Source organism: Arenicella sp. 4NH20-0111, from assembly GCF_040366405.1.
In the GTDB taxonomy this organism is placed as follows: domain Bacteria; phylum Pseudomonadota; class Gammaproteobacteria; order Arenicellales; family Arenicellaceae; genus Arenicella.
Genome location: NZ_BAABWF010000005.1, coordinates 168,149 through 191,401, shown reverse-complemented (window position 1 = coordinate 191,401; position 23,253 = coordinate 168,149). Strand labels below are relative to the sequence as shown.

Sequence of the window (23,253 nt, the reverse complement as noted above, 5' to 3'; positions counted from 1 at the left end):
AGTTGAAAGTAAGAGTGAATTGAACTTAGTAAAGGAGGGTTTTATCTAAAAACGTCTTTTATCTTCCCGAACATGCCCTCGTCTTGCGAGGGAGTCTTAAATTTTTTCTGTGCAATCGCTTCAGGGGAAACCAAAAGCTCCAGCTCCTTACAGGCATTCATCATTCCATAGACGACAGCACGGCTTTCGCCGGTTTTTTGCATTAAGCTGTAGGCTGTCTCGGGCCCAACAAACAACATTGTGGTCAATTTCAATAGTGAATTGTCGAGTTCAAGCAGCTCAAAATGAGGCCAAGACATCAGCATAAATTCTTGCGAATCTGTGGCATCAGAATCCAACCGCTCATTATTACAAACCAATGTATTGATCCAAATTAACCGTTCGATCGGGTACGCTTTAAAGTCAGCACCAGGCTTCCAATCCGATGCAATGTCGACACCGGTAAGCTCAGAATTACGCAATATTTTAATCCACTTTCCAGGCTCCATTGTGGAATAGACTTTACGTTCACCAGGGCGAATAAAAAATAAAGTCTGCGCTCCAGCGATCACTTCTTGCTCTGTCATCCAAAGATCAGCCGTCAGTTCAATAGCAGCTCCTTTAGCGATTTTTTCTCGAACAACTTTTCGCTCTTTCGCGCCCAATTCTGGCATCTCGAGCTGAGAAGGGGTTTCAACCGACTGCGATCTAAACTCTTCGAATTCAGAATCACTCATATCCCAACGCTCTAGTGAATTCGTTTCAATTACCAGAACACTGTTGTTATTATTACTTTCATCATCCGTAACCAGGACAACCGCCTTTGGCAGTTCAGACTCTTGTTCGTTAAACCCTTTAACGTCATCCGCTACTTTTTCATAATCACTGTTTGTAAAACTGTGATAATCGATGCTCATCTTATCTAACGAAAAGTTGTAATCAGACGCATCACTAAAACTTCGAGAAATCTCCTCATCATCATCCAGTTCGGAGTCTTCATCACCCTCCTCACCAATCTCAAGGGCAAACTTAGTAGGAAGCACTCTTTGTTCTTCTAAGAGCTCACCCCCTACTCCATCAAAACTAACGTGAGACAAACCCTCTTTAAAATCACTCCACTGAACAGGCCTCAGTACGTAATTCTCGCCGGCGAGGTTTGGGTCATCACCGACCTTTATGGACGGAATGGCCGGCATCTTTTTCTCTTCTTCAGTCAATTCATAGCCAGCATCGACAATCATGATGTCGGCGGCGTCTAGGGGAACATCAGGGTCCTGTACTACCTCAATGTCGTAGCTCAAATCATTTTTGGCTAAATTCAAAAATGACTTAAACAAAATCTGTTCTTTCTTCTGAATTCCCTTGAAGATAATTTTTTTAGTTTCGGCGGTCACGTTATAGTCTTTCTAATCGTTAATTTGCATACCCTTAAGCTGATGTTGAGTCAGTCTCACTTTTCCCTACCAATTCTAGCAAGCTAATTTCCTTAATCATCGAAAACTCTCCCACTCTCCACAATTTGGGCAATACCAATATAGAGATTTTGTATCAAACCCGCACCCGGTACAAGTATACTCAATCTTCTTACTTTTTGCTCGATTCAACAGCTCTTTTAATAGCTCAGACTTACTTCGATCAGAGACCAATCGCGAGACCACGGCATGATGCAAATGATTTGCCACCGGCCCACTCAATCCTTCCCCTTCCACTCGCCTTAAAATATGGAGCTCAGCGGCCTCGGAACCAAACACATCAACAAGCGCTTCATACCATAGCTTAAAATCCTGCCCATGCTTGGGTATGGACTTCATTGTCAATAGGTGCTGCTCTAATCCCTCTCTGTCACCCTCTTCCTGATAACATTTAATCACTTTCCCTGAGACCAACTGCAGAGAGGTTGCATTCTCGGATCTCAACTTGCTCCAACGGTTAATCGCTTCAGCGAAATCACCCTGCTGATAAGCCAACTCTCCCCGCAGTAGAATTGTTCTAGCGTTCCCTTTAACTTGCTTCTCTGAAGCCTGTAGCATATTCAATGCGACCGAGTAATCTAGGTTCTCAATCGCAATGTCAGCCAACTCACAATAGTAATGAGCGATTTGCTTTAAATGCTGGCTACGCTGGCTGGGGCGATGCTCTTTAAGGATGTCGATCGCTTGCTGCCATTCTCGTTCCTGCTGATATATATTGCACAAACCGTTAATTGCAGCCGTATGGTGATTTTCAGATGACTTAAGCTCGTCGAACAAACCTTCTGCGCGATCAAGCCAACCCGCCTTGTAGTAATCTTGAGCAAGCTCATAGATTGCCTCGAAGCGCTGCCTCTCCGTCAAATTTGGCCTAGCAATTAGATTTTGATGTAGCCGTGTAGCTCGGTCTACCTGACCTTTTCGACGAAATAACCCACCCAAGGCCAAGTGCAATTCTACGGTTTCACTGTCTACTTCAAGTGCCTTAATGAAAGCCTCGATAGCTTTATCTGTCTCTTCATTAAGAAGGAAATTTAATCCTTTGAAATAATCCTTATTGACCTTGGACTTCTTTGTGAAGCCAAAACGCCGATACAACCAACGCATACCCAACGCACCCAAACAAAAGGCCAGCGCGAAGGCCGGCCAAGTCCAGTTCCATTGATCAAGTAGGTTCAACTAAAACCCTTTTGCATCTATGCGTCTACAGAGTCCGTGGAAGCGGCCCTCAATCCCTCGACTTCTTTCTCAACTTTATTGAGCTTTCTTTTCGCACGCCCAGTCTTAAATTTCTGACCAATCAAAGAAAAACCCACCAGAGCCGCTCCTGTAAACAAACCGGATACAAAGGTACACAAAATCAACGTGGCCAATTTCATCGACCACTCAATACCGAAATAGTATTTCACGGCTATCGCGCCAGGATTCTGCACATTTACAGAAATGGCAAAAATGGTGAAAATAACAATGATTACTATGGCGAAAATGAGTTTCATGGATTTCTAGTGGTTTTGTAATATCAATTAGGTTGGCATTCTAAAATACTTCGACTTTTAGGTTGAGCATTATTTACTATGATGCCCTTAAACGCGCTACGAGTTAATCGAATCGACTCGCTCTTTAAGTTCTTTGCCGGGTTTAAAATGTGGTGAAAACTTATCTTCCACTTCAACAGACTCACCCGTGCGCGGGTTTCGACCCGTGCGTGCCGGCCGATAATGAAGGGAAAAGCTCCCGAAGCCGCGTATTTCGATTCGTTCGCCCTCTTCAAAAGCATCGCCCATTCGGTCAAGCACGGTCTTAACCGCAAGTTCAACGTCTCTTCGATCTAGGTGCGGTTGTTTTTCCACTAACGCCTCGATCAACTCAGAGCGCGTTATTGTAGATGTTTTACTCATAGATAACCCTATATTTCATATGCTATTACGTGATTGCGGCACGACTCCTTTAACAATAAAACCCCTTCGCGCGCCCAACTTACCCAACAGAATGACCCCTGTTGTAATTCATTAATTTAGTATAGAGACGGTTTCGCCTTTCTTCAACACCAATACATGCAAAAAGTAAGCTAAGTTACTGATATTATTCCATTAATGTCTAGTAATATGGCTTTAACAACACATTTGACCAGTAATAAATAAAAAAGCCGCCGCGACCAAGCATGGCTGCGGCGGCTCATTAAAGCCTAAATGACAATAATGGTCTTACTTATTTAGCTGCTCTTTGAGCTTCTCAGCAAGTAAACTATTTCCTGATTCCTCAGTGCCACGAGCATATTCTTGAATCGCTTCACTCTCATGTTGTGCTTCAAGTGCTTTGATTGACAGTGAAATCCGGCGAGTCTTACGATCAATCGCAGTTACTTTAGATTCAACCGTGTCACCAACTGCGTATAGCGCAGAAGCATCAGCAACGTGATCACGGGAAATCTCCGCAGCACGCAAATAACCTTCTACACCAGCGGCGACTTCAATCGTCAGCCCTCGAGCATCCGCTTCAGTCACCTTACCGTTCACAACAGCGCCTTTACCGTTGGCTGCCACAAAATCAGAGAATGGATCACCTGATACCTGCTTAACGCCAAGAGAAATTCGCTCACGATCAGAATCAACCGCTAAAACAACGGCTTCTAATTCATCGCCTTTTGAATAGTTACGAATGACTTCTTCACCGTCTTCATTCCAAGACAAATCACTTAAGTGAATAAGACCATCAATGTTACCTTCCAAACCGATGAACACACCAAAATCGGTGATTGATTTGATTCGACCAGTAACTTTATCGCCCTTCTTATGTGTAGCAGCAAAGCTATCCCATGGGTTAGCACGACACTGTTTCATACCCAATGATATACGACGACGCTCTGGGTCAATTTCAAGAACAATAACTTCAACTTCATCATTTACTTGACATACTTTGCTCGGATGAATGTTCTTGTTAGTCCAATCCATTTCTGAAACGTGAACTAAACCTTCAACACCGTCTTCCAATTCAACAAAGGCACCATAGTCAGTAATGTTTGTTACTTTACCGTAGTGACGAGTATCAACCATGAAGCGACGTGCTAGATCTTTCCATGGGTCATCACCCATTTGTTTGATACCTAGAGAAACACGGGCTTTTTCTTTGTCGAACTTAAGAACTTTAGCTTCGATATCTTGACCAACTTCCAAGATTTCAGATGGGTGCTTAACGCGCTTCCAAGCCATATCAGTGATATGTAGAAGTCCGTCGATACCACCCAAGTTGATGAAAGCACCGTAATCAGTAAGGTTCTTAACGATACCTTTAACGATTTGGCCTTCTTCAATGGTTTTAAGCAGTTCTTCACGCTCAGCACCAAGTTCGTTCTCAACCACAGCGCGGCGAGAAACAACAACATTGTTGCGAGCTTTGTCTATCTTGATAACTTTCAACTCAAGGTCGCGGTTTTCAAGATAAGCAGAATCTTTAACAGGACGCACGTCTACCAATGAACCTGGTAGGAAGGCGCGAACATTTTGCAATGAAACGGTGAAACCACCTTTTACTTTGCCTGTGATCTGACCAACCACAATGTCTTCGTTTTCATGTGCTTTTTCTAGCTCAGCCCAAACACGAACACGTCGCGCTTTATCATGGGAAAGCTTAGTGCGGCCATAGCCGTCTTCAACACTCTCAATTGCGACTTCAACGAGGTCGCCGATATGAACGTCGTACTCACCTTCTGTTTTTGCAAATTGAGATAGTGGGATTTCAGCCTCAGATTTAAGGCCTGCTGTAACCATAACGTAATCACCGTCTACAGAAACAACTTCAGCTTTGATAACCTCACCGACGGTCATGACGGTGTCTTTTAGGCTCTCTTCAAACATTTCAGCGAAAGATTCGCTCATAATTTATACCTTTTAAGTGTCTCTCATCATGCTGTTCCTAATGAACTACGGAAAATGAGACGCACTATTTAAACTCGCACCCGGTCCGACAGGGGAAAGCGTTAATCTATAAGATCCATAATTCGTGTAACGACTTCGTCAATAGAAAGATCAGAAGTATCCAGTATCGTTGCACCATCCGCTGGCTTCAGCGGAGACTCTTCACGACTGGAATCTCGGACGTCACGCGATTGAATCGACTCTAACAGGCGCGCGAGATTAACATCGAAGCCTTTAGATTTCAATTGATCATAACGTCTTTTTGCCCTTATTTCTGCACTGGCTGTCAAATAGACCTTAAAATCAGCATCAGGGAAGACGGTAGTCCCCATATCCCTTCCATCTGCAACCAAACCAGGCGATTTACGACAGCGACGCTGCATCTGCAAAAGCGCTGCGCGCACCTGGACTATCGGCGCAATTTCACTCGCCAGTTGACCTGCCTCGTCGGTTCGGAGCGCATCCGTAATAATCTCACCGTTTATTTCTATCTGGGCCGAATCATTCGATTGTATGTGGCACACAAGCTCCATTGAATCCGCAAGCTGAACTAATGACACGATGTCATCAGATCGCACACCCTCTGATTTAGCCAACCATGCCAAACCACGATAAATCGCGCCACTATCAAGATAATGCCATTCTAGCGTAGCCGCAATTTTCTGACCTATCGTTCCCTTGCCGGAACCACTTGGGCCATCCAAAGCTAAAACTGGCACGCTCATCAGTTCACACGGCCTCGATCGACAACCCTGCCTCAGAGGCTAGGTCGACAAAATTAGGGAAAGAGGTAGCCACGGTTTCAGCACCATTAATGACAACACTATTAGAGGATACTCCGCCGGCAATGGCAAAAGACATCGCGATTCTGTGATCGTGGTGACTTTGCACCTCTCCTCCCTCAATAACACCACCAGTCACGACCATGCCATCGCGTCGTTCCTCTACCTCAACGCCTACGCTTCTCAGCCCTTCAACCATCACAGCTATCCGATCAGATTCCTTCGCCCTGAGCTCTTCAGCACCAGAAACAGTCGTCACACCCTCAGCGCACGCTGCTGCGATACAAATAACGGGAAACTCGTCTATCGCTAATGGCACCAAATTTGGATCTATATCACAACCTTTAAGCCCCACGTACGTCACCTTAATGTCGGCGACAGGCTCTCCTCCAACAGCCCTGACATTGAGAAGCTTTATGTCAGCCCCCATGGCTTTTAGAATATCGATAACTCCCGTTCTGGTTGGGTTTATGCACACGTGCTCTAGTGTGATTTGTGAATCTGGCACAATTGAAGCCGCCACCATAAAAAACGCCGCAGACGAAATATCAGACGGTATGTCTATATCGGTAGCGGTTAGACTACCGCCGCCCCTCAACCTAATTGTGCTGGACTTTTCATTATTTTTCTCAGTCTCGCATTCATAACCGTATGCTTTGAGCATTCTTTCAGTGTGATCACGAGTTGGCGCGGGCTCAGTCACACTCGTTTCTCCGTCTGCGTAAAGACCAGCCAATAGAACGGCAGATTTGACCTGCGCACTTGCCATTGGCAGCTTATAATCTATTGGCTCTAAGGATTCGACCCCGCGTATATGTATAGGAGGACAGCCATCCTCATCAGTAGCACAGCGCGCGCCCATGGAGGTCAGAGGCACCGTTACTCGTCGCATAGGCCGACTGGAGAGAGACTCATCTCCAACCAGCTTAGAAGCAAAATTTTGAGCAGCCAGAATGCCGCACATCAACCTCATGGCAGTGCCAGAATTCCCCATATCCAAGTCGGATTCTGGCGCACTCAGCCCACGCATGCCCACTCCTTCTATAGTTAACTTACCATTATCAGGACCCTGGGCCTCTACTCCCATTGCACGAAACGCTGCTAACGTGGCTAGCACGTCTTCGCCTTCTAACAAGCCCGTGATATTACTTGTACCTGTCGCAAGAGAAGAAAACATCACCGATCTGTGCGACATCGATTTGTCGCCCGGAACTCTGATTGATCCGCGCAGTCCCTTGCTAGCTTTATTCGTGCTAAGTTTTAAACTCATTCTACTCTTAAATATTAGTTAAATAATTATCTATACGCGGCTAAAACGGAGTTAGGTCTTAGCCATTACTTCAGCTTTTTTCAATAAACCTTGATCGCGAGCTGCTTTCGCATTACCAAAGTAATTCAATATAGCAGTTTGATCCATATTGGCAACGTCATCACTGATTTTGTCGATCTGCGATCGAAAGCCTTTTAGGGCCTCTAAAACTTCATCTCGATTGGTAATACATATATCACGCCACATCTCAGCATCACTTGATGCTATACGAGTGAAATCATAAAATCCCGCCGCTGCCATATCGAACAACCGCTCTCTGTCCTGCTGCTCATTCAAAAAGTTAACTAAACTAAATGCAATAACGTGTGGCAAGTGGCTGGTTTTAGCAAAAATTGCATCGTGCTCTTGCAAACTCATATGCAAGACTCGTGCGCCTAACTCCTGCCACATTAATGCAATACGCCCGCTCAACAAACTGGAAACTTCTTCAGTGTCAGTGATGATAACGTGCTTATCATTAAACAAACCAAGCTTAGATGCAGCAACCCCCGAATTTTCTCCACCAGCAATCGGGTGCGCGAAGACGAACTTATCGAGCAAAGAGGGAACCTCTTGCTTAACCCTAGAATAAAGATCGGTTTTAACGCTGCCAACGTCAGTCAATATCGTATTTTCGTCAATACCTTTGGCTATTTCCTCAAGTATCGGCAGCATCGCTTGCATGGGAGTCGCCAGTACGATTAATTCAGCATCAAGGCACCCCTCACGGAGAGATTGAACCGCGTCAACAATCCCGGAGTCGATTGCTTCTTGAGCTGTAGCCTCCGATCTACAAACGCCAACGATCTGCGTTGCTAATCGTTTTTGCCTTAAGTCTTTTGCTAACGAACCGCCAAGCAATCCTGTGCCGATTATGGTTACTTTTTTAAACATGCAACTACAACACGCCAACCGGGTAAGACCCTATCAATTTAAAATAAGCTGACTTAGACTCTAGCTCATCAAGCGCCTGACTCACCTTTGACTCATTTACATGACCAATCAAGTCAATGAAAAACACATATTCCCAATTTGTCTGCCTGGACGGACGAGATTCTATCCGACTCATGTCGACACCCGCGTCGTACAGAGGCTTTAACAACTCAAAGAGGCTTCCTACCTTGTTTGGTGCCGACACCATGATGGTGGTTTTATCTTCCCCACTTTCTGCGTAACTGTCGTTACCAATAATCAGAAACCGCGTCGTGTTATTACGTTCATCCTCTATGCCAGAGGCCAATATCGGAATGTTATAAAGTCGAGCCGCCATATCACTCGCTATCGCGGCCACTGAGTTGTCTTTAGAAGCAATAATTGCCGCTTCAGCGTTACTACTCGCATTACATATTTCTGCTTCAGGTAAATAACGTTCAAGCCATTTACGGCATTGCGCCAAAGCCTGTGGATGAGCGTAGACTTTTTGAACACTCGGCAACCCATCCGCGTGACTCAGTAACTGATGGCTTATTGGCAACTGAACTTCACCACACACCTTTAACTCAGAAGAGGAAAAGCAATCGAGAGTGTGAGTGATTACTCCTTCGGTGGAATTCTCAACCGGCACAACGCCAAACTGAGCTTTGCGCTGCTCGACCACCCGAAAAACATCACTGATGGTTTTCACATCTACGGACTGAACAGCGTTACCAAAATGCTTTAGCACCGCCGCTTGAGTATAAGTACCTTCAGGCCCCAGATAAGCAACGGTTAAAGGCATTTCAGCGGCCAGCGAAATCGACATAATCTCTCGCATTAAGCGAACCATATCGTCGTCGCCAACCAAACCATCGAGCTCTTCGCGCAACTTACTATTGCGCTCGCGTACGCGCCGTAATACCTGAGCTTCACGTTCAGGGCGATAAAAGGACGCATCAGCATCAACCGCTGTTTTCGCCCGCGCAATCTCGCCTGCGACCAACACTCGATTTTGAATCAAGCGCTGAATTTCCTGATCACAAGCATCAATCTGTTCACGCAACTTCAGTAATTCAGCGGAGTCTTTTTGGATTTTATCGCTCATTCGATTTCAACAATGATATAGATCAACTAATCTTGTATGGCGCGGGCTATCATAACCCCGTCCAGCTGCTTAATAGTACTGACAACACGTTGAGGGATCTCGGTATCCGAGTCCACAATAGTGTAAGCAATTTCACCTCTAGATTGATTGATCATGTCATGTATATTCAAGCCCGCCTCAGCCATAATCGTGGAAATTTGACCAACCATATTTGGCACATTGGCGTTACAAACAACCAACCTGTGAGCGGTTCCGCGAGGCATAGAAACGTTAGGAAAGTTCACCGAATTTTTGATATTGCCATTCTCCAGATAATCTTTAACCTGTTCGGCAACCATGATGGCACAGTTGTCTTCGGCTTCACCAGTGGATGCGCCAAGATGCGGCAACCCAATTACTTTTGGAGTCTTCTTAGTACGATTATTAGGGAAATCGGTAACATAAGCACCCAATTTTCCAACATCCAATGCGTCACAAATCGCCTCATCATTAGTAATCCCACCTCGAGCCAGATTTATTATGACCGCGGTTGATTTCATTTTACCGACATTGTCCGCGTTTATTAAGTCTCTTGTAGCATCAATTAATGGGACGTGAACCGTGAGGAAGTCAACCTTAGCTAACATTTCCTCTACGCTATTTGCTCTAGAAATTTTAGACGACAACTGCCAAGCGCCATCAACGGTTAAACCGGGATCAAAGCCAACAACGTGCATGCCTAAGTCGATACAGGTATTCGCCACCATTCGACCAATTGCCCCTAAACCAACTACGCCGATAGTGCGCCCAGGTACTTCAAAGCCCCCGTATTTTTTCTTGCCAGCCTCAACGAGCTTAGACAGCTCCGCATCTTCTCCTTCCAGAGCTTCAGTGTACTTTACGGCTTCAGTGATATTTCTAGCAGCGATAAAGATTGACGCAATAACGAGCTCCTTCACCGCGTTCGCGTTGGCGCCGGGCGCGTTAAATACCGGCACTCCAGCATCGCTCATCTTATCCAAAGGAATATTATTGACACCCGCTCCGGCTCTACCCACAGCCTTTAAGGACTTGGGAATCTCCATCTCATGCATTTTGTAAGAGCGCAAAATAATCGCGTCAGGTGAATCAACATCGTCCGCGACGGAATAAGAATCAGCAGGCAATTTAGCCAAACCAATAGGCGAAATATTATTAAGAGTTTGAATTTTGTACATAATAGATACCGAATACGGTTATTGGTTCGCGGATTTAAAAGAATCCATAAAATCGATCAGAGCGTCGATAGCGTCTAAACCAAGAGCATTGTAAATACTGGCACGCATGCCACCCACCGATCGATGCCCTTTGAGGGCATGCAACCCAGCCGCGTGAGACTGCTCTAAAAAGGCTGCATCCAACCCACTATCAGCCAAGATAAATGGCACATTCATCCAAGATCTATTCGCCACCGCAACTGGGTTAGTATAAAAGCCGTCACTCGCATCTATATATCCGTAAAGCTTCTCGGCTTTTTCACGATTAATACTGGCCATTGCTTCGACCCCACCGTTTGCTTTCAACCAAGCAAAAACCTTACCCGCTAAATACCACGCAAACGTGGGAGGGGTATTGTTCATACTGTCACTGTCGGCCATTACCTTATAGTCCATCAAGCGCGGCGCATCATCGGGGAAATTACCCACCAAATCATCTCGAACAATCACAATTGTGATTCCAGCCGGGCCAATATTCTTCTGCGCGCCCGCGTAGATCACGCCGTATTTAGATACATCAATAGGCCTAGATAGAATAGTGGATGAAAGGTCTGCACAGATGGGTTTTTCTGTATCTGGCAACCAATCAAACTCAACACCAGCGATTGTTTCATTGGGCGTGATATGAACGTAAGCGGCATCATCGCTCAGAGTCCAGTCAGAAACATCCGGCACATGCTTGTAGCCCTCCTCTGAGGTATCGCACACTGTATTTACCTCAACAAAACGCTTTGCATCGGCGATTGCTTTTTTACTCCAGTGGCCTGTGTGGGCATAATCAGCCTTACCACCCAAAAACCTTAAGTTTAAAGGGATCGCTGAAAATTGAGATGTGGCCCCACCTTGTAGAAAAAGCACTTTGTAGTTATCCGGAATGCCCATCAAATCGCGCAGATCTTGTTCCGCCTTGGCAGCCGCCGCCATGAACGGTTTTCCACGATGTGATACTTCCATGACTGATGCTCCCGCACCATTCCATTCAAGCATCTCAGTTTGCACTTCTTTTAATACGGCTTCAGGTAGTGCCGCGGGTCCGGCACTGAAATTAAAAATACGACTCATGATAAGTCCTCGAAAAGTTTAGAATTTTTTCTTCGATCAGACTCAGAATCGCTTAACGGCCAAAAGAGTGACTCAAGTACAAGATTGACTAGCCACGGCAAAGCATTTAATTCAGGCTTCATTCGAAATGTGGAGGGGGTGCCTAAAAACTTAGTACGCACCCAGTTTGAATTGTTTGGGTGCGCTATTTTACACAAGCCTTAATAAAATCCCTATCTATTTCGGCTTGTTTTAATGATTTGCGAATATTAACGAAATCTATTCGTCCAGCAACAACTGTAAAATGACTGACATTATAGACTTAGCAGAGTTCGATTCAGGCTCTGGATCTGGTGTGGGGTCAGTTTCAGGGTCCGGATCAGGATCTGCCTCTTGATCTGGGCTGGGCATAGATAAGGCTGGTGTATTTTCAGCGAAATACTCATGGCTATCAGCGTTCTGCACTGCTCTGCTGGGATTAGTTCTCGCCAAAGACCTAGCACCAGACTGGCCATACACGTGATCATCAGTACCACCAAGCACATTGAAATGGCTCAGCTCATGAATGATTGTACCCGCTTTTGAGTCAGTACCAGTTTGAGGCGCACTCCAAAACGCTTGCCCCAAATAAACATCGTAAGGTTGGCTGGGGTACACATAAGCGAATGCACTCGCAGAATCATCACAAATAAATGTCAATACCCGTCCGCTAACAGCAGAATAAATACGATTAAAGTGGTCTTGCACAGTATTCCACCGTGCTTCGGTATATGCACCAAACCACTCCGCATAACGCTGAGCTTCAACACGCTTTCCCACAGGGGTGTTTTGCAGATCATCCCTTGCTCGTCTCGCGATGCTCTCAGCGGAACCTAGGGCAGAGTTTATCAGACTAGCGCGCGCAGAAGAGCAACTTTGCACAACAGGCGTTTGTTTAAACTGGACTGGTCGATCTTGCTTTAAGGTAAAAGAAACGACTTTATTCGCAAGATCTCCTGACTTATTAAGGGCACCCCTAGCGTCAATTTCATATAACCCCTTGTAATCTATATCGTACCCCGTCAAGACATCAACAACAGCATTGACGACCTCGCCAGGAGCCATATAGAAATAATCTTTTTCACGGGGTAGAGGGCGCTTATAGACACGCCCAGTATACGGAAGCTCCAAGCCTTTATGCTGAACTTCTAACATGTCCGAATCAATTCGCCCACCAAGCACTGTCTCCCAACGTAATATCTTCACGACTCGATCAGAGGTATTCGTGTAAGAAACATTTATCAAAATTCTATCGGACACTTCAAACTCAGAAACATCTTGCGAAACAGAAACCTTGATTCCAGAGGGCAGCGAGGCCAGAGCGCTGGTAAATGTAAGCGCCAACAGGCAAAAAACTATCGGTAGAGACAACAATAAACGTATATTCTTTTTCATGTGATTTCTTCTATTTTTCTGATGCCGCTATACGCACTCAATTGCGCCATCCAAACGCCTGCACTACAATAATGTAGCCACAGATTCGCATCCAACCGGCTACTCGCAGGCCGCCATACCTTTCGAAGCTTTAAAGGTTGTAGAGACAATATTCTCTTCGCCAGCGGACTTTGGATCCAGCCTACTCAAATCATAGCCAACAAAGTAAGTTTTATCAGCACAAAAACGGTAAGTTTTTGTAAGATCAAGCTGAGCTTCGCCCGACTCTCCGGGCTTAACCGTTAGGTAGTCAGCCGCCGTTGGCGCCACTCTTTTCATCACTAGCCCCAGGTACTCCATTTGCTCACCACTCCCGACCTCATAGACCTGAAGGAATCGCCCAGCAATTCGCGAATCAAAAGGTGTATTCCAAGGCAAGAAAACAAATGGCTCTGAGCCTTTATTTTCCACTCTAGCATTCAGCGTCACCACGCCAGATGTCAAATCATCGGAATCTATACTTAAATCCAACTCAATTTCTGAACTACTCATTCCCATTACAAGCCCCGCGACACCCACCAAAGCTAAAAAAGGCAAGAAAACCTTGATCATAAAACCCTCGCGCGGCGACTACTCCGCCACATCTGCTTCAGACTCATCATCCGATTCATCTTCGGATTCCGCTACTTTTTCGACGCTGATCAATTGTTCACCTTTCGAAACACCGATCACCTTCACACCCTGCGTATTTCTACCGACGACTGATACTTCAGCCACGCGAGTACGGACCAAGGTGCCGCCGTTAGTAATGAGCATAGCCTCATCGTCTTCTTCAACCAAAATAGCGCCAACGGCATTGCCGTTACGCTCGCTGGTTTGGATAGAAATAACACCCTGTCCGCCACGCCCTTGAGCGTTGTATTCAGATAGGGACGTCCTCTTACCAAAGCCGTTTTCGGTCAGCGTTAAAACGGCCGAATCCTGATCGTCTGAATTACAAATAATCATGGCATTAACAGAATGCCCCTCGGGCAACTTAATTCCTCTAACGCCGCGTGCGGTTCTACCCATCTTCCGAACGTCATCTTCAGGAAAACGAATAGCTTTACCTGATGTCGTAAACAGCATTACTTCTTGATTACCATCGGTAAGACCCACACCAACGAGCTCATTACCTTCGACCAAGTCAAGCGCTATAATTCCGTTGGCTCGCGGACGTGAAAAATCCATTAAAGAAGTCTTTTTCACAGTACCATCACTGGTCGCCATAAATACGTGATGCCCTTCGGTGTACTCCTTAACGGGCAATATCGCTGTAATATGCTCATCAGAATCAAGCGGCAACAAATTTACAATCGGCTTCCCGCGCGCATTTCGCCCAGCTTGTGGTAACTCATACACCTTGAGCCAATAAACCTGCCCTTTATCCGAAAAACACAAAATCGTATCGTGAGTGTTCGCCACAAACATACGTTCGACGAAATCTTTATCTTTAGTTTTTGTGGCACTTTTTCCCTTGCCGCCACGCCTTTGAGCTCTGTAATCACTCAAAGGTTGAGACTTGGCATACCCTTCATGCGACAGAGTCACCACCAAATCTTCTTCAGCGATCATATCTTCCAATGTCAGGTCAAGCTTGTTCTGCAGAATTTCGGTTCTACGTTCATCACCATACTCTTCTCGAATAGCAATCAACTCTTCTCGAATAACTTCCATTAGACGATCAACGTTCTCTAGAATATTAATGTATTCGGCTATCTTTTGAAGAACCTCTCCGTACTCCTCTCGAATTTTATCTTGTTCAAGACCAGTTAAGCGGTGAAGCTTTAAATCCAGAATAGCCTGCGCTTGTTTTTCCGACAGCAAATAACTGTCACCATGCAAGCCTAATTCTGGATCCAAGCCAATCGGCTTACAAGAAACGTCTCCCGCTCGGGAGATCATGTCGGCAACCACTCCGGGAGCCCAAGTTTTCTCAAGCAACTTTTCCTTCGCTTCCGATGGACTGGCTGAGTTCTTGATCAACTCAATCATTGGATCTATATTGCTTAGAGCAATTGCCAGCCCCTCTAGAGTGTGTGCCCTTGCGCGCGCCTTTCTCAGGTTATAGATGGTGCGCCTAGTCACCACCTCGCGTCGATGCTTAATGAACTCCTGAATCAGTTCTCGAAGATTAAACAGTCTTGGCTGATTATCAATCAAAGCCACGGTATTAATACCAAACACCGTTTGCAATTGAGTTTGCTGGAACAATTTATTCAAAATAACTTCAGCAACTTCACCGCGGCGAACCGCGATAAACATTCTCATTCCGCTTTTATCGGACTCGTCGCGAAGTTCAGTAATACCATCTATTTTCTTTGTTTTAACCAGCTCAGCTATTTTCTCAAGCAATCTGGCCTTATTGACCATGTAGGGAAGCTCAGTCACGATAATTGACTGCCTGCCATTCGACTCATTTGTCTCTATGTGAGTACGAGCGCGCATGTAAATTTTTCCACGGCCAGTCTGATAGGCATCCTTGATGCCCTTTGCGCCGTTAATAAAGCCGGAAGTAGGAAAATCCGGGCCAGGAATGTGCTCCATCAGTTCATCGATCGATATGTCTTCATTATCAATCATGGCAACACAGCCGTTAATCACTTCAGTCAAGTTATGCGGAGGTATGTTTGTTGCCATCCCCACCGCAATGCCCGACGAACCATTCACCAGAAGCGCGGGTATTCTCGTAGGCATGACAGTAGGCTGCAGCTCACTCTCATCGTAATTGGGAGTGAAATCTACTGTTTCTTTATCTAGATCCGCGAGAATTTCATGCGCAATTTTCTCTAAACGTATTTCTGTATAACGCATTGCAGCGGGAGAATCACCGTCAACGGAACCAAAGTTACCTTGGCCATCAACCAACGGGTATCGCATAGAAAAATCTTGCGCCAAACGAACAATCGTATCGTAGACAGCAGTATCTCCGTGAGGGTGATATTTACCAATCACGTCGCCGACGATACGAGCTGACTTCTTATAGGGTTTATTAAAGTCGTTATTGAGTTGCGACATCGCAAATAAAGCGCGTCTATGCACGGGCTTTAAGCCATCACGAACGTCAGGGAGAGCTCGTCCCACGATAACGCTCATGGCGTAATCTAAATAGGATTGGCGCATCTCCTGCTCTAAATTAGCAGGGATAGTTTCTTTGGCAAATTGGTCGGTCATTTAAATAATAAACTCTTTTTTAGGCTCTGATAATTCTACCAGCATCCATGGTGAATCAAAGATATATCACACCACTTTACGGTAGATTTCTAGAAAGCTTACTCGCTTGATGGGCTGGTAAAATGTTACTTGGCTCTCACAACGCTAAATACAAAAAAAGCCGATGCGACAAATATCACATCGACTTTCTGAAGTGCATGCGGCTTTCTGCGCCAACACAAGGAGGGCGAAACCCGCCACAACTCGATATTTCGTTCTAGGTAGGACTAGTCACGATAACGTAAGTTGGTGTAGTGTAATCGGCCGTATTTTGGCTGCAAGTAGATAGACTAGAATCAGCAAGGCGAACCAAAAGGTCTGCTCCACTAGCTTGCGCAGTCAATACCAAAGCAGCTTCAGTGTTGTCTCTAGCACAGAAGAACTTCTCAGAACCATCATTTAGGTTATATGCCAATTTTCCATCACAACGGATATCCCATTTCAATGAAAATTTAACAGTACCAGCACAGTTTGCAGCAGCAAAAGCGTTTCCGCTCAATGCTAAAGCTGACATTACAGTAGCGGCAGAAACCACTAATTTTCTTTTCAACATTTGTTAAAGCTCCGGGTTTTATTTTAATAAGCTGAGCAAAGTATATATCAAAATTCACTCAAGGCAAAACAACAATCGCCGAGTTTTAGCAAATTTAATATCCATCCATTTGACTTTCCAAGATTTCAGCCACATCTTTGTATTCTTGTTTAAGCTCAGGAGCAGGCTTAGGTGAAGCCGCCCTACCCTCGACAATTTCTATGGCCTCTTTAACTTGAGGGCTAAATTCGGGGTCGGTAGGGAAAAACTCTTCGCCAGCATAACTCTCTTCACTAGACTCGGTCGTAATCAGCTCACCAACATCCTCTGTGGAAGGAGCTTCCTCCAGAACTTCAGGCTCGATCATCTCGACAACTTTAACAGTAGATACTTGAGAATCAACTGACTTATCTAAATCATTGACAGAAGAGTCTAGCTGCTGACTTTTTTTCGACGTAGAATCACTATCCTCGACCCGATCACAACCAGCAAGAATCGATACAATCAACACAACAAAGAACCATTTTTTATTCATTTACACAATTTCTTAAATCCACTAATTTGATCGCAATTAGAGCACAAATTGAATAAAAAAGAGCTATCAAGGCTCAAAATAAATATTGTTTAATTTTGAAATGGGCCACCAATAAACGTTGAGCCCTCCAAGCGCAACTCAAGCATTTCGACTGCTACGCAACGCTCAATAGACAGTTTCAGCAACAATCAATATACTCCCCTGCTCAAGCCTCCTATTTGAATAGCACCCTCTCAACTTTCAACACGAGCAGAATAAATTAGTTCACGAAAAATGAATATGAACACTCAAAACACCCAATTCGGCAATAATCTGACTTTAGTGGTATTTATCGCCGGCCTGATGGTAGGGTTCTTTGGCTTTTTCGACCGATTCCCTCTGTTCAATGATGAAATCATTAACACCTATAAAGCAAGCCTTGGGTTAACCTTTGATTACGCGATGCGTCCTCTGACCTATTGGATAAACGCCCTGGCCTACGATTATCTCGGCCCTTCACCAAAGAGCCTGTTAATTGCTTCAGTATTTTTATTCGCTTTTTGTTCTCTAGCACTATTTTCTAGCGCCAACCGCGAGTTTGGATCAATAGTTGGACTAATTGCCGCCATACTATTTTTGACGAATGATCAGATGCTGACGTCAGGAATAAGGGCTATGCCACACATCCACTCAGCTGCGTTTACATCTTTCGCATTGCTTGCATTATCAAACGTATGGTCAAGCAAATCGCTTCCAGCCACTTACATTTTTGGTCTGCTACTTGGATTGTTGATAGTTTTAGCGGTGGCGACTCACCCAACGGTTGCGGGCTTCAGTCTAAGTGTCTTCTTTTGGGCATTTGCAGGTCTATTTCTTAGAAATACTTGGTTAAGACCGCTTTACCCCTCCAATATCCCCACAACCACTTTAGTTCTAGTCGTTGCAGCTACAGTTTTATCATTTTTCATACTAAATGCCAGCTATGCTTCTTCGACCACAAACGAAGGCAAAGACTTCATCGATAGCATGGCCAGAGCATTTGAACGGTCTGATGAATCTCGTTATGACAACTATAAAGGTGAATGGAATTGGTATTTAACATTCCTATGGAACAACTATGCCCCACAAGCAGTCATCGTCGGATTAGGCTTAGTGCTGCTGCCTGTCCTGTTATTTAAGAACCGAACTTGTTCAAACCAGGCTCTCGTAAATAAAACTGGATTTGCTGTTTTGATTAGCTTGCTCTGCACTGCGTTTCTAATTTCTCTTTCCCTATCGTCCTGGAAACTAGCGCGCGTATTAATTGCTTTTCAACCCATATTCATACTCGCAACCGCCTGCACAATCGGGGTTTGCATTGAATATTGCCGCTCTCATCTCTCGACTAGACTAGTTTCAATAGGGTGTACACTCTTAGTATTGTGCCTAGCCGTATTTTCCTCTTTCAGCGCAACAAATAACTTGAACACCGCTTTGAATTCTAAGAGAGATGTGTACTACAGACCTTTTGAACTTATAAATTCCCTTCCGGTCGAAAGAATTACAGTTATCACAAATAATAAACACCAACTACTGGCTTTGACTCGCTATATTAAAATCTCTAAAAAGGAGATCAATATTATCAAAGCCGAGAAAGGCTTGAATATGGAGTGGGTTAGCGACACGCTCAATTCGATACAAGCCAGCGGATCAAACTACTCTTTCATAGACACCGCAATACTAGACTCAGAAATATCCTTTAACGGCCAACTCACTCCGGTCTGGAGCGTGCTAGAAAATTTAGGTGCCCAAAGAATTTACAATTCTTTAAATCGATCAGAGTTATGGCTAATTAAGAACAGAACCATCGAGCCAGCTCAAGCCCAACGAATAGCAACGAAGATCAAAACGGTAAACAGTCGCTTGATTGGGCTTTTAGGCACTCCGTCAGAAGTGAACGCTGCAACAACGAGCGAATATAAACGATTCACGAGCATAGTTAGGAAAGTTCCATACTCTTTACCTATTACAAACAGGACACCTAAGCAAAACCACTACTACATAAATAGAAATCACATTAATCTTTTGATTACACCGACCCATCATCCAAATGAAAACTTAGGCGCAAAGGTACGTAGTTTTACTTCAACACTTGAACGCAATGGCTGGTCCGAACTCAGCCTCGATGACGAATCGGGCTTCAAAATCTGGAGACGTTAAAACCATCATCAAAGAGTAAGAATATGTAGGTTTTTAATAAGATAATGAATAAACTCCAGCACCTATTCGGGGCATTATTTTAAAGCTAAAATAATGCCCCGCGCGGACGCTTAAAGTCAAGAAGACTTAGATAACCTAACTACTAATGTTGAGAAATTGAAATGAAACCAGACACTCAAAAAGAAATTAGCTCTGATTCAAAAGAAGGGTTTGATCCTAAGTACTTCTCAAATCTTTTTGATAAAGAATCAAAAAATTTTTGGTTTAAGGCAAGAAACGAAATAATCCAATATTGCATGCTTGATGCAAACCCGGAAATGAAAGAATATCTAGAGGTTGGATGTGGGACCGGCTTTGTTCTTTCTGGCATCGAGCAAACTTACTCAAGTGCCAACCTTACTGCAACTGAGTATTATAAAGAAGGATTGGAGTACGCTAGCCACCGAGTTCCAAGCGCGAAGTTCCGACAAATGGATGGGCGAGATATGCCATTCATAAATAAATTCGACATGATAGGAATGTTCGATGTTTTAGAGCATATAGAAGAGGACGAAGCTGTCCTGGCTCAAGCCTACTCAGCTTTACAAGCTGGAGGCCACATCGTTCTAACGGTCCCACAGCACCAATGGCTTTGGAGCCACTCTGACGACTACGCGTATCACCGAAGAAGGTACGCGACAAAAGAGCTAGATCAAAAACTCATTGACGCGGGGTTCCGCATTCATCGGTCATCATCATTTGTAACATTCTTAATGCCACTTCTTATCGTTTCTAGAGTAATATCAAAACTAAAACCTCGAGAATCTTACGACCCCTCCTCTGAGCTACAAATACCGGAAACCTTAAATCACATCCTCTACAGGGTTCTGCAATTTGAAAAGTGGCTCATTAAGAAAGGAATGAACCTACCCTTCGGAGGATCGAGAGTAGTTGTCGCGAAGAAGTAAACTCAGAGAGCGGCACAAACCAAACCTTACTCCGTGCCGCGAACGACAAACACAAATAATCTCAAGCAAATGAATGTGAAGCCAGCAACGATCAGTATCGCCACCCCCTGCACTACCTGATGAGAATAACCCCATTGCCCAGTGCCATACCAAAGCAACAAATAGTTGATCAAATACCCTAAAAAATAGATAAAAGCAAACTGAAGTAGTGTCTTCCTTGAGCTGCGAATATCTTGAAAAACAAACTTTTTATTACCAATAAAACTCAATATAGTGCCAATCAAATACATTAACGACATAGTCAAAATTGGACTTACACCAAAGTAAGTAATCAGCAAATAAATGATATACCCAATCGCGCTCGTCGCGAGCCCAACGACACCAAATCTAACCACGGTTAGTAATTCCTGATAATTTATCATCGAAATACTAAAGTGCAGGGTGTCTCGCTATGCCAAACCCAGTTTTTCCGTAGGCAGACCCATTAAAGAACATTATGTACTCACCTTCGTGCTCTATTACATAAGGGTATTCGACCATTTCTGAGTCCCAGCCATTCTCTCCAACAGATAACGACAGTTTCGGAAAGGACCACTCTTTACCATCACTACTCTTTGAATACCCTATTCGATAGGTTGAGCCTGAACCCGACCTATAACTAAACCACATATGAAACACGCTCTCCGAGTCGATGATTACCGTTGGTCGTGAAAAGGCCTGTGCAACCCCGAGCTCAAAGGGTATCGCGACCCCTTTTTTAACCCAAGAATTCCCATCAAGGGACTCTGCATACTTAATCACATGAAGCATTTCGCCATTACCTGCGTCCCAGCTAACAGTTGAGCCATACCACATCCTATATAAGCCTTCATGCTCCATAACCCAGGGATAAGACAAACTTATTGGGTCCTCCTCATCTAACGCCATATAGGGCTTCGATCCATCAAAACTCAAAGTATGATCTTGATTCAACCTCAATCTTCCTACTTGCCCAAACCAATGCTCATCATTTTCAACCCTCCACCCCATATAGAGAATATATGAATTACCATTAACTTTATAGATATTACCTATGCTGATTCCATGAGAAAAAAAATCATCTTCTTCCCCATGCTCCACGAAAGGCTCACTCACGCTTTTTAGAATTTCTAAAGTCGAGATATCAACATCAACCGCAGCGACAGATGAACGGTTAAATTCATCTCTGCCACTGTAAAACACTCTGAAGACATTTCCGGATATCTTTACAGGCAATGGATTTGCAGAGTGTGACATATTTTTAGGATGACCACCTGAATTCAAAAACACCAATCCATGTTTCACCCAATTCGAAAAATCCATCTCTAGATCCGCTTCAAATCAGTACTTTTCCTGCCCGAGGGAGGTGTAGCTTTTCCAATCAATAAACTGGCCTCATCGCATGATTTGAGCATTAAAACTCCTGCACCGACCACAGACAGATCTCCGACATCAATATGATCTCTTAACGTAGCATTTACGCCAATGAAACACTGCCTTCCAACGTTAACGCCACCAGAAACAACAACATGAGATGCTATGAAAGTATGAGCTCCAATTGTAGAATGGTGTCCAATATGGTTCCCACTCCATAAGGTAACATTATCACCTATCCTAACAAATGGTTGAATCGTATTGTCCTCTAGCAAAAAACAATTTTCACCGATCGCACCGTCGTTTAATACTGTAGCATGACTACTAATATATGAAGCAAGCGTGTATCCCATTTCCTTAGCTGCTGTAAACTTATCCTTTCTAATTTTATTAAGTTGTGAATAACTGAGAGCGATAAACATATCATGTTGTTCGGGCGAATACTTTGCAACTACTTGGTCGAACGGCACCGCTGGAAGCCCACAGATAATCTCTGAATCAAGGTATTCGGCGTCTAGAGTAAACGCAACAACTTCATAATCACTATCATTATCAAAATAATACTTTGCCAATTCAGCCATATCGGCCGAGCCAAAAATAACTAATTTTCTAGACATTACTTACGCACCAAAATTGTAAATTCATATAAACCGTAATCGTGTATCAAAGCCACTTCCTTAGACAGCTCATTCTTACAAAACTTAAATACCTCACATGGATCAGCATAAAACAGATAGTCTTTCATCCTGTCTTCATCAGAAAAAGAGGTTAAACAATTAAAGGAGATTCCTCTATCTGCTCTTCGAAACATGCCAGAGATAGTTTGATAAAAATAATCTTGCCACTCATCAGCTTTTTCTTCTAAACGAACATTAAAAATCCCACTCGCCACCGCGTAATCGACGTCATTATCAATTTCCTTAGAGCATGTTATTTGCGCTCGCCCTCTGCCAATATTACTACGTGCCGCATCGCACATTTTGCTGGATACATCGTAACCAAAATAGTCGAACTGATGACCAAATTCCGATTTTAGGAAGTCATAATATGCTCCGTAACCACACCCTAAATCTGCAATTTTGAACACTTCGTCGACTAAAACATCACTTTCAATAATTTTTGAAAGCTGCTGAAATCTAACCGTCTGGCTCTCCACACCATTCCAATCCACACCTTTGGCCGTGGCTCCAAATTCCTCAATTCTATTTGTATAATATTTCGCAACACTGGATATTAATTTTTCAGTCATATTCGG

Annotated in this window: 22 protein-coding genes; 2 read left to right on the top strand and 20 right to left on the bottom strand. The window is 44.2% G+C overall.

Translation table 11 applies throughout. From position 1 onward, the window contains the following. Positions 1-41: 41 nt before the first annotated feature. The 16 genes from ABWW54_RS12350 to ABWW54_RS12275 form a co-directional block, all read right to left on the bottom strand. Complete coding sequence (locus ABWW54_RS12350; RefSeq protein ID WP_353412601.1) at positions 42-1,373, bottom strand: hypothetical protein; 1,332 nt, start codon at positions 1,371-1,373, stop codon at positions 42-44. A gap of 96 nt (positions 1,374-1,469) precedes the next feature. After that, positions 1,470-2,627 carry a tetratricopeptide repeat protein gene (locus ABWW54_RS12345; protein ID WP_353412600.1) on the bottom strand — a complete coding sequence of 386 codons (1,158 nt, stop codon included), beginning with the start codon at positions 2,625-2,627 and terminating at the stop codon, positions 1,470-1,472. 17 nt (positions 2,628-2,644) lie between these two features. Further along, positions 2,645-2,944, bottom strand: a complete 300-nt coding sequence (locus ABWW54_RS12340) for a LapA family protein (RefSeq protein ID WP_353412599.1) — start codon at positions 2,942-2,944, stop codon at positions 2,645-2,647. A gap of 96 nt (positions 2,945-3,040) precedes the next feature. After that, complete coding sequence (locus tag ABWW54_RS12335; RefSeq protein WP_353412598.1) at positions 3,041-3,346, bottom strand: integration host factor subunit beta; 306 nt, start codon at positions 3,344-3,346, stop codon at positions 3,041-3,043. A gap of 306 nt (positions 3,347-3,652) precedes the next feature. Next, positions 3,653-5,323 (bottom strand): 30S ribosomal protein S1, encoded by a 1,671-nt coding sequence (rpsA, locus tag ABWW54_RS12330; protein ID WP_353412597.1) that lies wholly within the window; start codon positions 5,321-5,323, stop codon positions 3,653-3,655. 101 nt (positions 5,324-5,424) lie between these two features. Next, positions 5,425-6,087 carry a (d)CMP kinase gene (cmk, locus tag ABWW54_RS12325; protein WP_353412596.1) on the bottom strand — a complete coding sequence of 221 codons (663 nt, stop codon included), beginning with the start codon at positions 6,085-6,087 and terminating at the stop codon, positions 5,425-5,427. A 4-nt stretch (positions 6,088-6,091) separates the two neighbouring features. Next, positions 6,092-7,414, bottom strand: a complete 1,323-nt coding sequence (gene aroA / locus ABWW54_RS12320) for a 3-phosphoshikimate 1-carboxyvinyltransferase (protein ID WP_353412595.1) — start codon at positions 7,412-7,414, stop codon at positions 6,092-6,094. A gap of 51 nt (positions 7,415-7,465) precedes the next feature. After that, complete coding sequence (locus ABWW54_RS12315) at positions 7,466-8,347, bottom strand: prephenate dehydrogenase (protein WP_353412594.1); 882 nt, start codon at positions 8,345-8,347, stop codon at positions 7,466-7,468. A gap of 4 nt (positions 8,348-8,351) precedes the next feature. Then, positions 8,352-9,473 carry a prephenate dehydratase gene (pheA, locus tag ABWW54_RS12310; RefSeq protein WP_353412593.1) on the bottom strand — a complete coding sequence of 374 codons (1,122 nt, stop codon included), beginning with the start codon at positions 9,471-9,473 and terminating at the stop codon, positions 8,352-8,354. 26 nt (positions 9,474-9,499) lie between these two features. Further along, positions 9,500-10,669: a phosphoglycerate dehydrogenase gene (locus tag ABWW54_RS12305; RefSeq protein ID WP_353412592.1), complete on the bottom strand. Its 1,170-nt coding sequence runs from the start codon at positions 10,667-10,669 to the stop codon at positions 9,500-9,502. Positions 10,670-10,687: 18 nt separating this feature from the next. Further along, on the bottom strand, positions 10,688-11,770 hold the full coding sequence (gene serC, locus ABWW54_RS12300) for a 3-phosphoserine/phosphohydroxythreonine transaminase (protein ID WP_353412590.1): 1,083 nt from the start codon (positions 11,768-11,770) through the stop codon (positions 10,688-10,690). A 258-nt stretch (positions 11,771-12,028) separates the two neighbouring features. After that, positions 12,029-13,183 carry a M35 family metalloendopeptidase gene (locus ABWW54_RS12295; protein WP_353412588.1) on the bottom strand — a complete coding sequence of 385 codons (1,155 nt, stop codon included), beginning with the start codon at positions 13,181-13,183 and terminating at the stop codon, positions 12,029-12,031. A gap of 99 nt (positions 13,184-13,282) precedes the next feature. Continuing rightward, positions 13,283-13,774, bottom strand: a complete 492-nt coding sequence (locus ABWW54_RS12290) for a hypothetical protein (protein ID WP_353412587.1) — start codon at positions 13,772-13,774, stop codon at positions 13,283-13,285. An 18-nt stretch (positions 13,775-13,792) separates the two neighbouring features. Next, a complete protein-coding gene (gene gyrA / locus ABWW54_RS12285) occupies positions 13,793-16,375 on the bottom strand; it encodes a DNA gyrase subunit A (RefSeq protein ID WP_353412586.1) in 2,583 nt (860 codons plus the stop codon). A gap of 256 nt (positions 16,376-16,631) precedes the next feature. Continuing rightward, positions 16,632-16,967, bottom strand: coding sequence for a hypothetical protein (locus tag ABWW54_RS12280; protein WP_353412585.1), 336 nt, complete (start codon positions 16,965-16,967; stop codon positions 16,632-16,634). 94 nt (positions 16,968-17,061) lie between these two features. Next, positions 17,062-17,481 carry a hypothetical protein gene (locus ABWW54_RS12275; protein ID WP_353412584.1) on the bottom strand — a complete coding sequence of 140 codons (420 nt, stop codon included), beginning with the start codon at positions 17,479-17,481 and terminating at the stop codon, positions 17,062-17,064. A 279-nt stretch (positions 17,482-17,760) separates the two neighbouring features. On the opposite strand from ABWW54_RS12275, the gene ABWW54_RS12270 reads away from it, so the two are divergent. Together ABWW54_RS12270 and ABWW54_RS12265 are read left to right on the top strand one after the other, a co-directional pair. Beyond that, positions 17,761-19,659: an ArnT family glycosyltransferase gene (locus tag ABWW54_RS12270; protein WP_353412583.1), complete on the top strand. Its 1,899-nt coding sequence runs from the start codon at positions 17,761-17,763 to the stop codon at positions 19,657-19,659. Positions 19,660-19,820: 161 nt separating this feature from the next. After that, positions 19,821-20,606: a class I SAM-dependent methyltransferase gene (locus ABWW54_RS12265; RefSeq protein WP_353412582.1), complete on the top strand. Its 786-nt coding sequence runs from the start codon at positions 19,821-19,823 to the stop codon at positions 20,604-20,606. A 26-nt stretch (positions 20,607-20,632) separates the two neighbouring features. Here the strand turns inward: ABWW54_RS12265 and ABWW54_RS12260 are convergent, their stop codons facing one another. The 4 genes from ABWW54_RS12260 to ABWW54_RS12245 are packed head-to-tail and all read right to left on the bottom strand — an operon-like array spanning position 20,633 to position 23,247. Then, complete coding sequence (locus ABWW54_RS12260; RefSeq protein WP_353412581.1) at positions 20,633-21,028, bottom strand: GtrA family protein; 396 nt, start codon at positions 21,026-21,028, stop codon at positions 20,633-20,635. A gap of 7 nt (positions 21,029-21,035) precedes the next feature. Beyond that, positions 21,036-21,947, bottom strand: a complete 912-nt coding sequence (locus ABWW54_RS12255) for a glycoside hydrolase family protein (protein WP_353412580.1) — start codon at positions 21,945-21,947, stop codon at positions 21,036-21,038. A gap of 2 nt (positions 21,948-21,949) precedes the next feature. Next, positions 21,950-22,615, bottom strand: a complete 666-nt coding sequence (locus tag ABWW54_RS12250) for an acetyltransferase (protein WP_353412579.1) — start codon at positions 22,613-22,615, stop codon at positions 21,950-21,952. Then, the gene (locus ABWW54_RS12245) at positions 22,615-23,247 is read right to left on the bottom strand and encodes a class I SAM-dependent methyltransferase (RefSeq protein ID WP_353412578.1); all 633 of its coding nucleotides are present in this window, start codon (positions 23,245-23,247) and stop codon (positions 22,615-22,617) included. Before ABWW54_RS12245 ends, ABWW54_RS12250 begins: the two co-directional genes overlap by 1 nt. Positions 23,248-23,253: the final 6 nt, after the last annotated feature.

Bases quoted from the DNA above. Each gene is read 5' to 3' on its own strand.
- ABWW54_RS12340 (WP_353412599.1), bottom strand. From the start codon at position 2,944: ATGAAACTCATTTTCGCCATAGTAATCATTGTTATTTTCACCATTTTT.
- ABWW54_RS12335 (WP_353412598.1), bottom strand. From the start codon at position 3,346: ATGAGTAAAACATCTACAATAACGCGCTCTGAGTTGATCGAGGCGTTA.
- rpsA (WP_353412597.1), bottom strand. From the start codon at position 5,323: ATGAGCGAATCTTTCGCTGAAATGTTTGAAGAGAGCCTAAAAGACACC.
- cmk (WP_353412596.1), bottom strand. From the start codon at position 6,087: ATGAGCGTGCCAGTTTTAGCTTTGGATGGCCCAAGTGGTTCCGGCAAG.
- aroA (WP_353412595.1), bottom strand. From the start codon at position 7,414: ATGAGTTTAAAACTTAGCACGAATAAAGCTAGCAAGGGACTGCGCGGA.
- ABWW54_RS12315 (WP_353412594.1), bottom strand. From the start codon at position 8,347: ATGTTTAAAAAAGTAACCATAATCGGCACAGGATTGCTTGGCGGTTCG.
- pheA (WP_353412593.1), bottom strand. From the start codon at position 9,473: ATGAGCGATAAAATCCAAAAAGACTCCGCTGAATTACTGAAGTTGCGT.
- ABWW54_RS12305 (WP_353412592.1), bottom strand. From the start codon at position 10,669: ATGTACAAAATTCAAACTCTTAATAATATTTCGCCTATTGGTTTGGCT.
- serC (WP_353412590.1), bottom strand. From the start codon at position 11,770: ATGAGTCGTATTTTTAATTTCAGTGCCGGACCCGCGGCACTACCTGAA.
- ABWW54_RS12295 (WP_353412588.1), bottom strand. From the start codon at position 13,183: ATGAAAAAGAATATACGTTTATTGTTGTCTCTACCGATAGTTTTTTGC.
- ABWW54_RS12290 (WP_353412587.1), bottom strand. From the start codon at position 13,774: ATGATCAAGGTTTTCTTGCCTTTTTTAGCTTTGGTGGGTGTCGCGGGG.
- gyrA (WP_353412586.1), bottom strand. From the start codon at position 16,375: ATGACCGACCAATTTGCCAAAGAAACTATCCCTGCTAATTTAGAGCAG.
- ABWW54_RS12280 (WP_353412585.1), bottom strand. From the start codon at position 16,967: ATGTTGAAAAGAAAATTAGTGGTTTCTGCCGCTACTGTAATGTCAGCT.
- ABWW54_RS12275 (WP_353412584.1), bottom strand. From the start codon at position 17,481: ATGAATAAAAAATGGTTCTTTGTTGTGTTGATTGTATCGATTCTTGCT.
- ABWW54_RS12270 (WP_353412583.1), top strand. From the start codon at position 17,761: ATGAACACTCAAAACACCCAATTCGGCAATAATCTGACTTTAGTGGTA.
- ABWW54_RS12265 (WP_353412582.1), top strand. From the start codon at position 19,821: ATGAAACCAGACACTCAAAAAGAAATTAGCTCTGATTCAAAAGAAGGG.
- ABWW54_RS12260 (WP_353412581.1), bottom strand. From the start codon at position 21,028: ATGATAAATTATCAGGAATTACTAACCGTGGTTAGATTTGGTGTCGTT.
- ABWW54_RS12255 (WP_353412580.1), bottom strand. From the start codon at position 21,947: ATGGATTTTTCGAATTGGGTGAAACATGGATTGGTGTTTTTGAATTCA.
- ABWW54_RS12250 (WP_353412579.1), bottom strand. From the start codon at position 22,615: ATGTCTAGAAAATTAGTTATTTTTGGCTCGGCCGATATGGCTGAATTG.
- ABWW54_RS12245 (WP_353412578.1), bottom strand. From the start codon at position 23,247: ATGACTGAAAAATTAATATCCAGTGTTGCGAAATATTATACAAATAGA.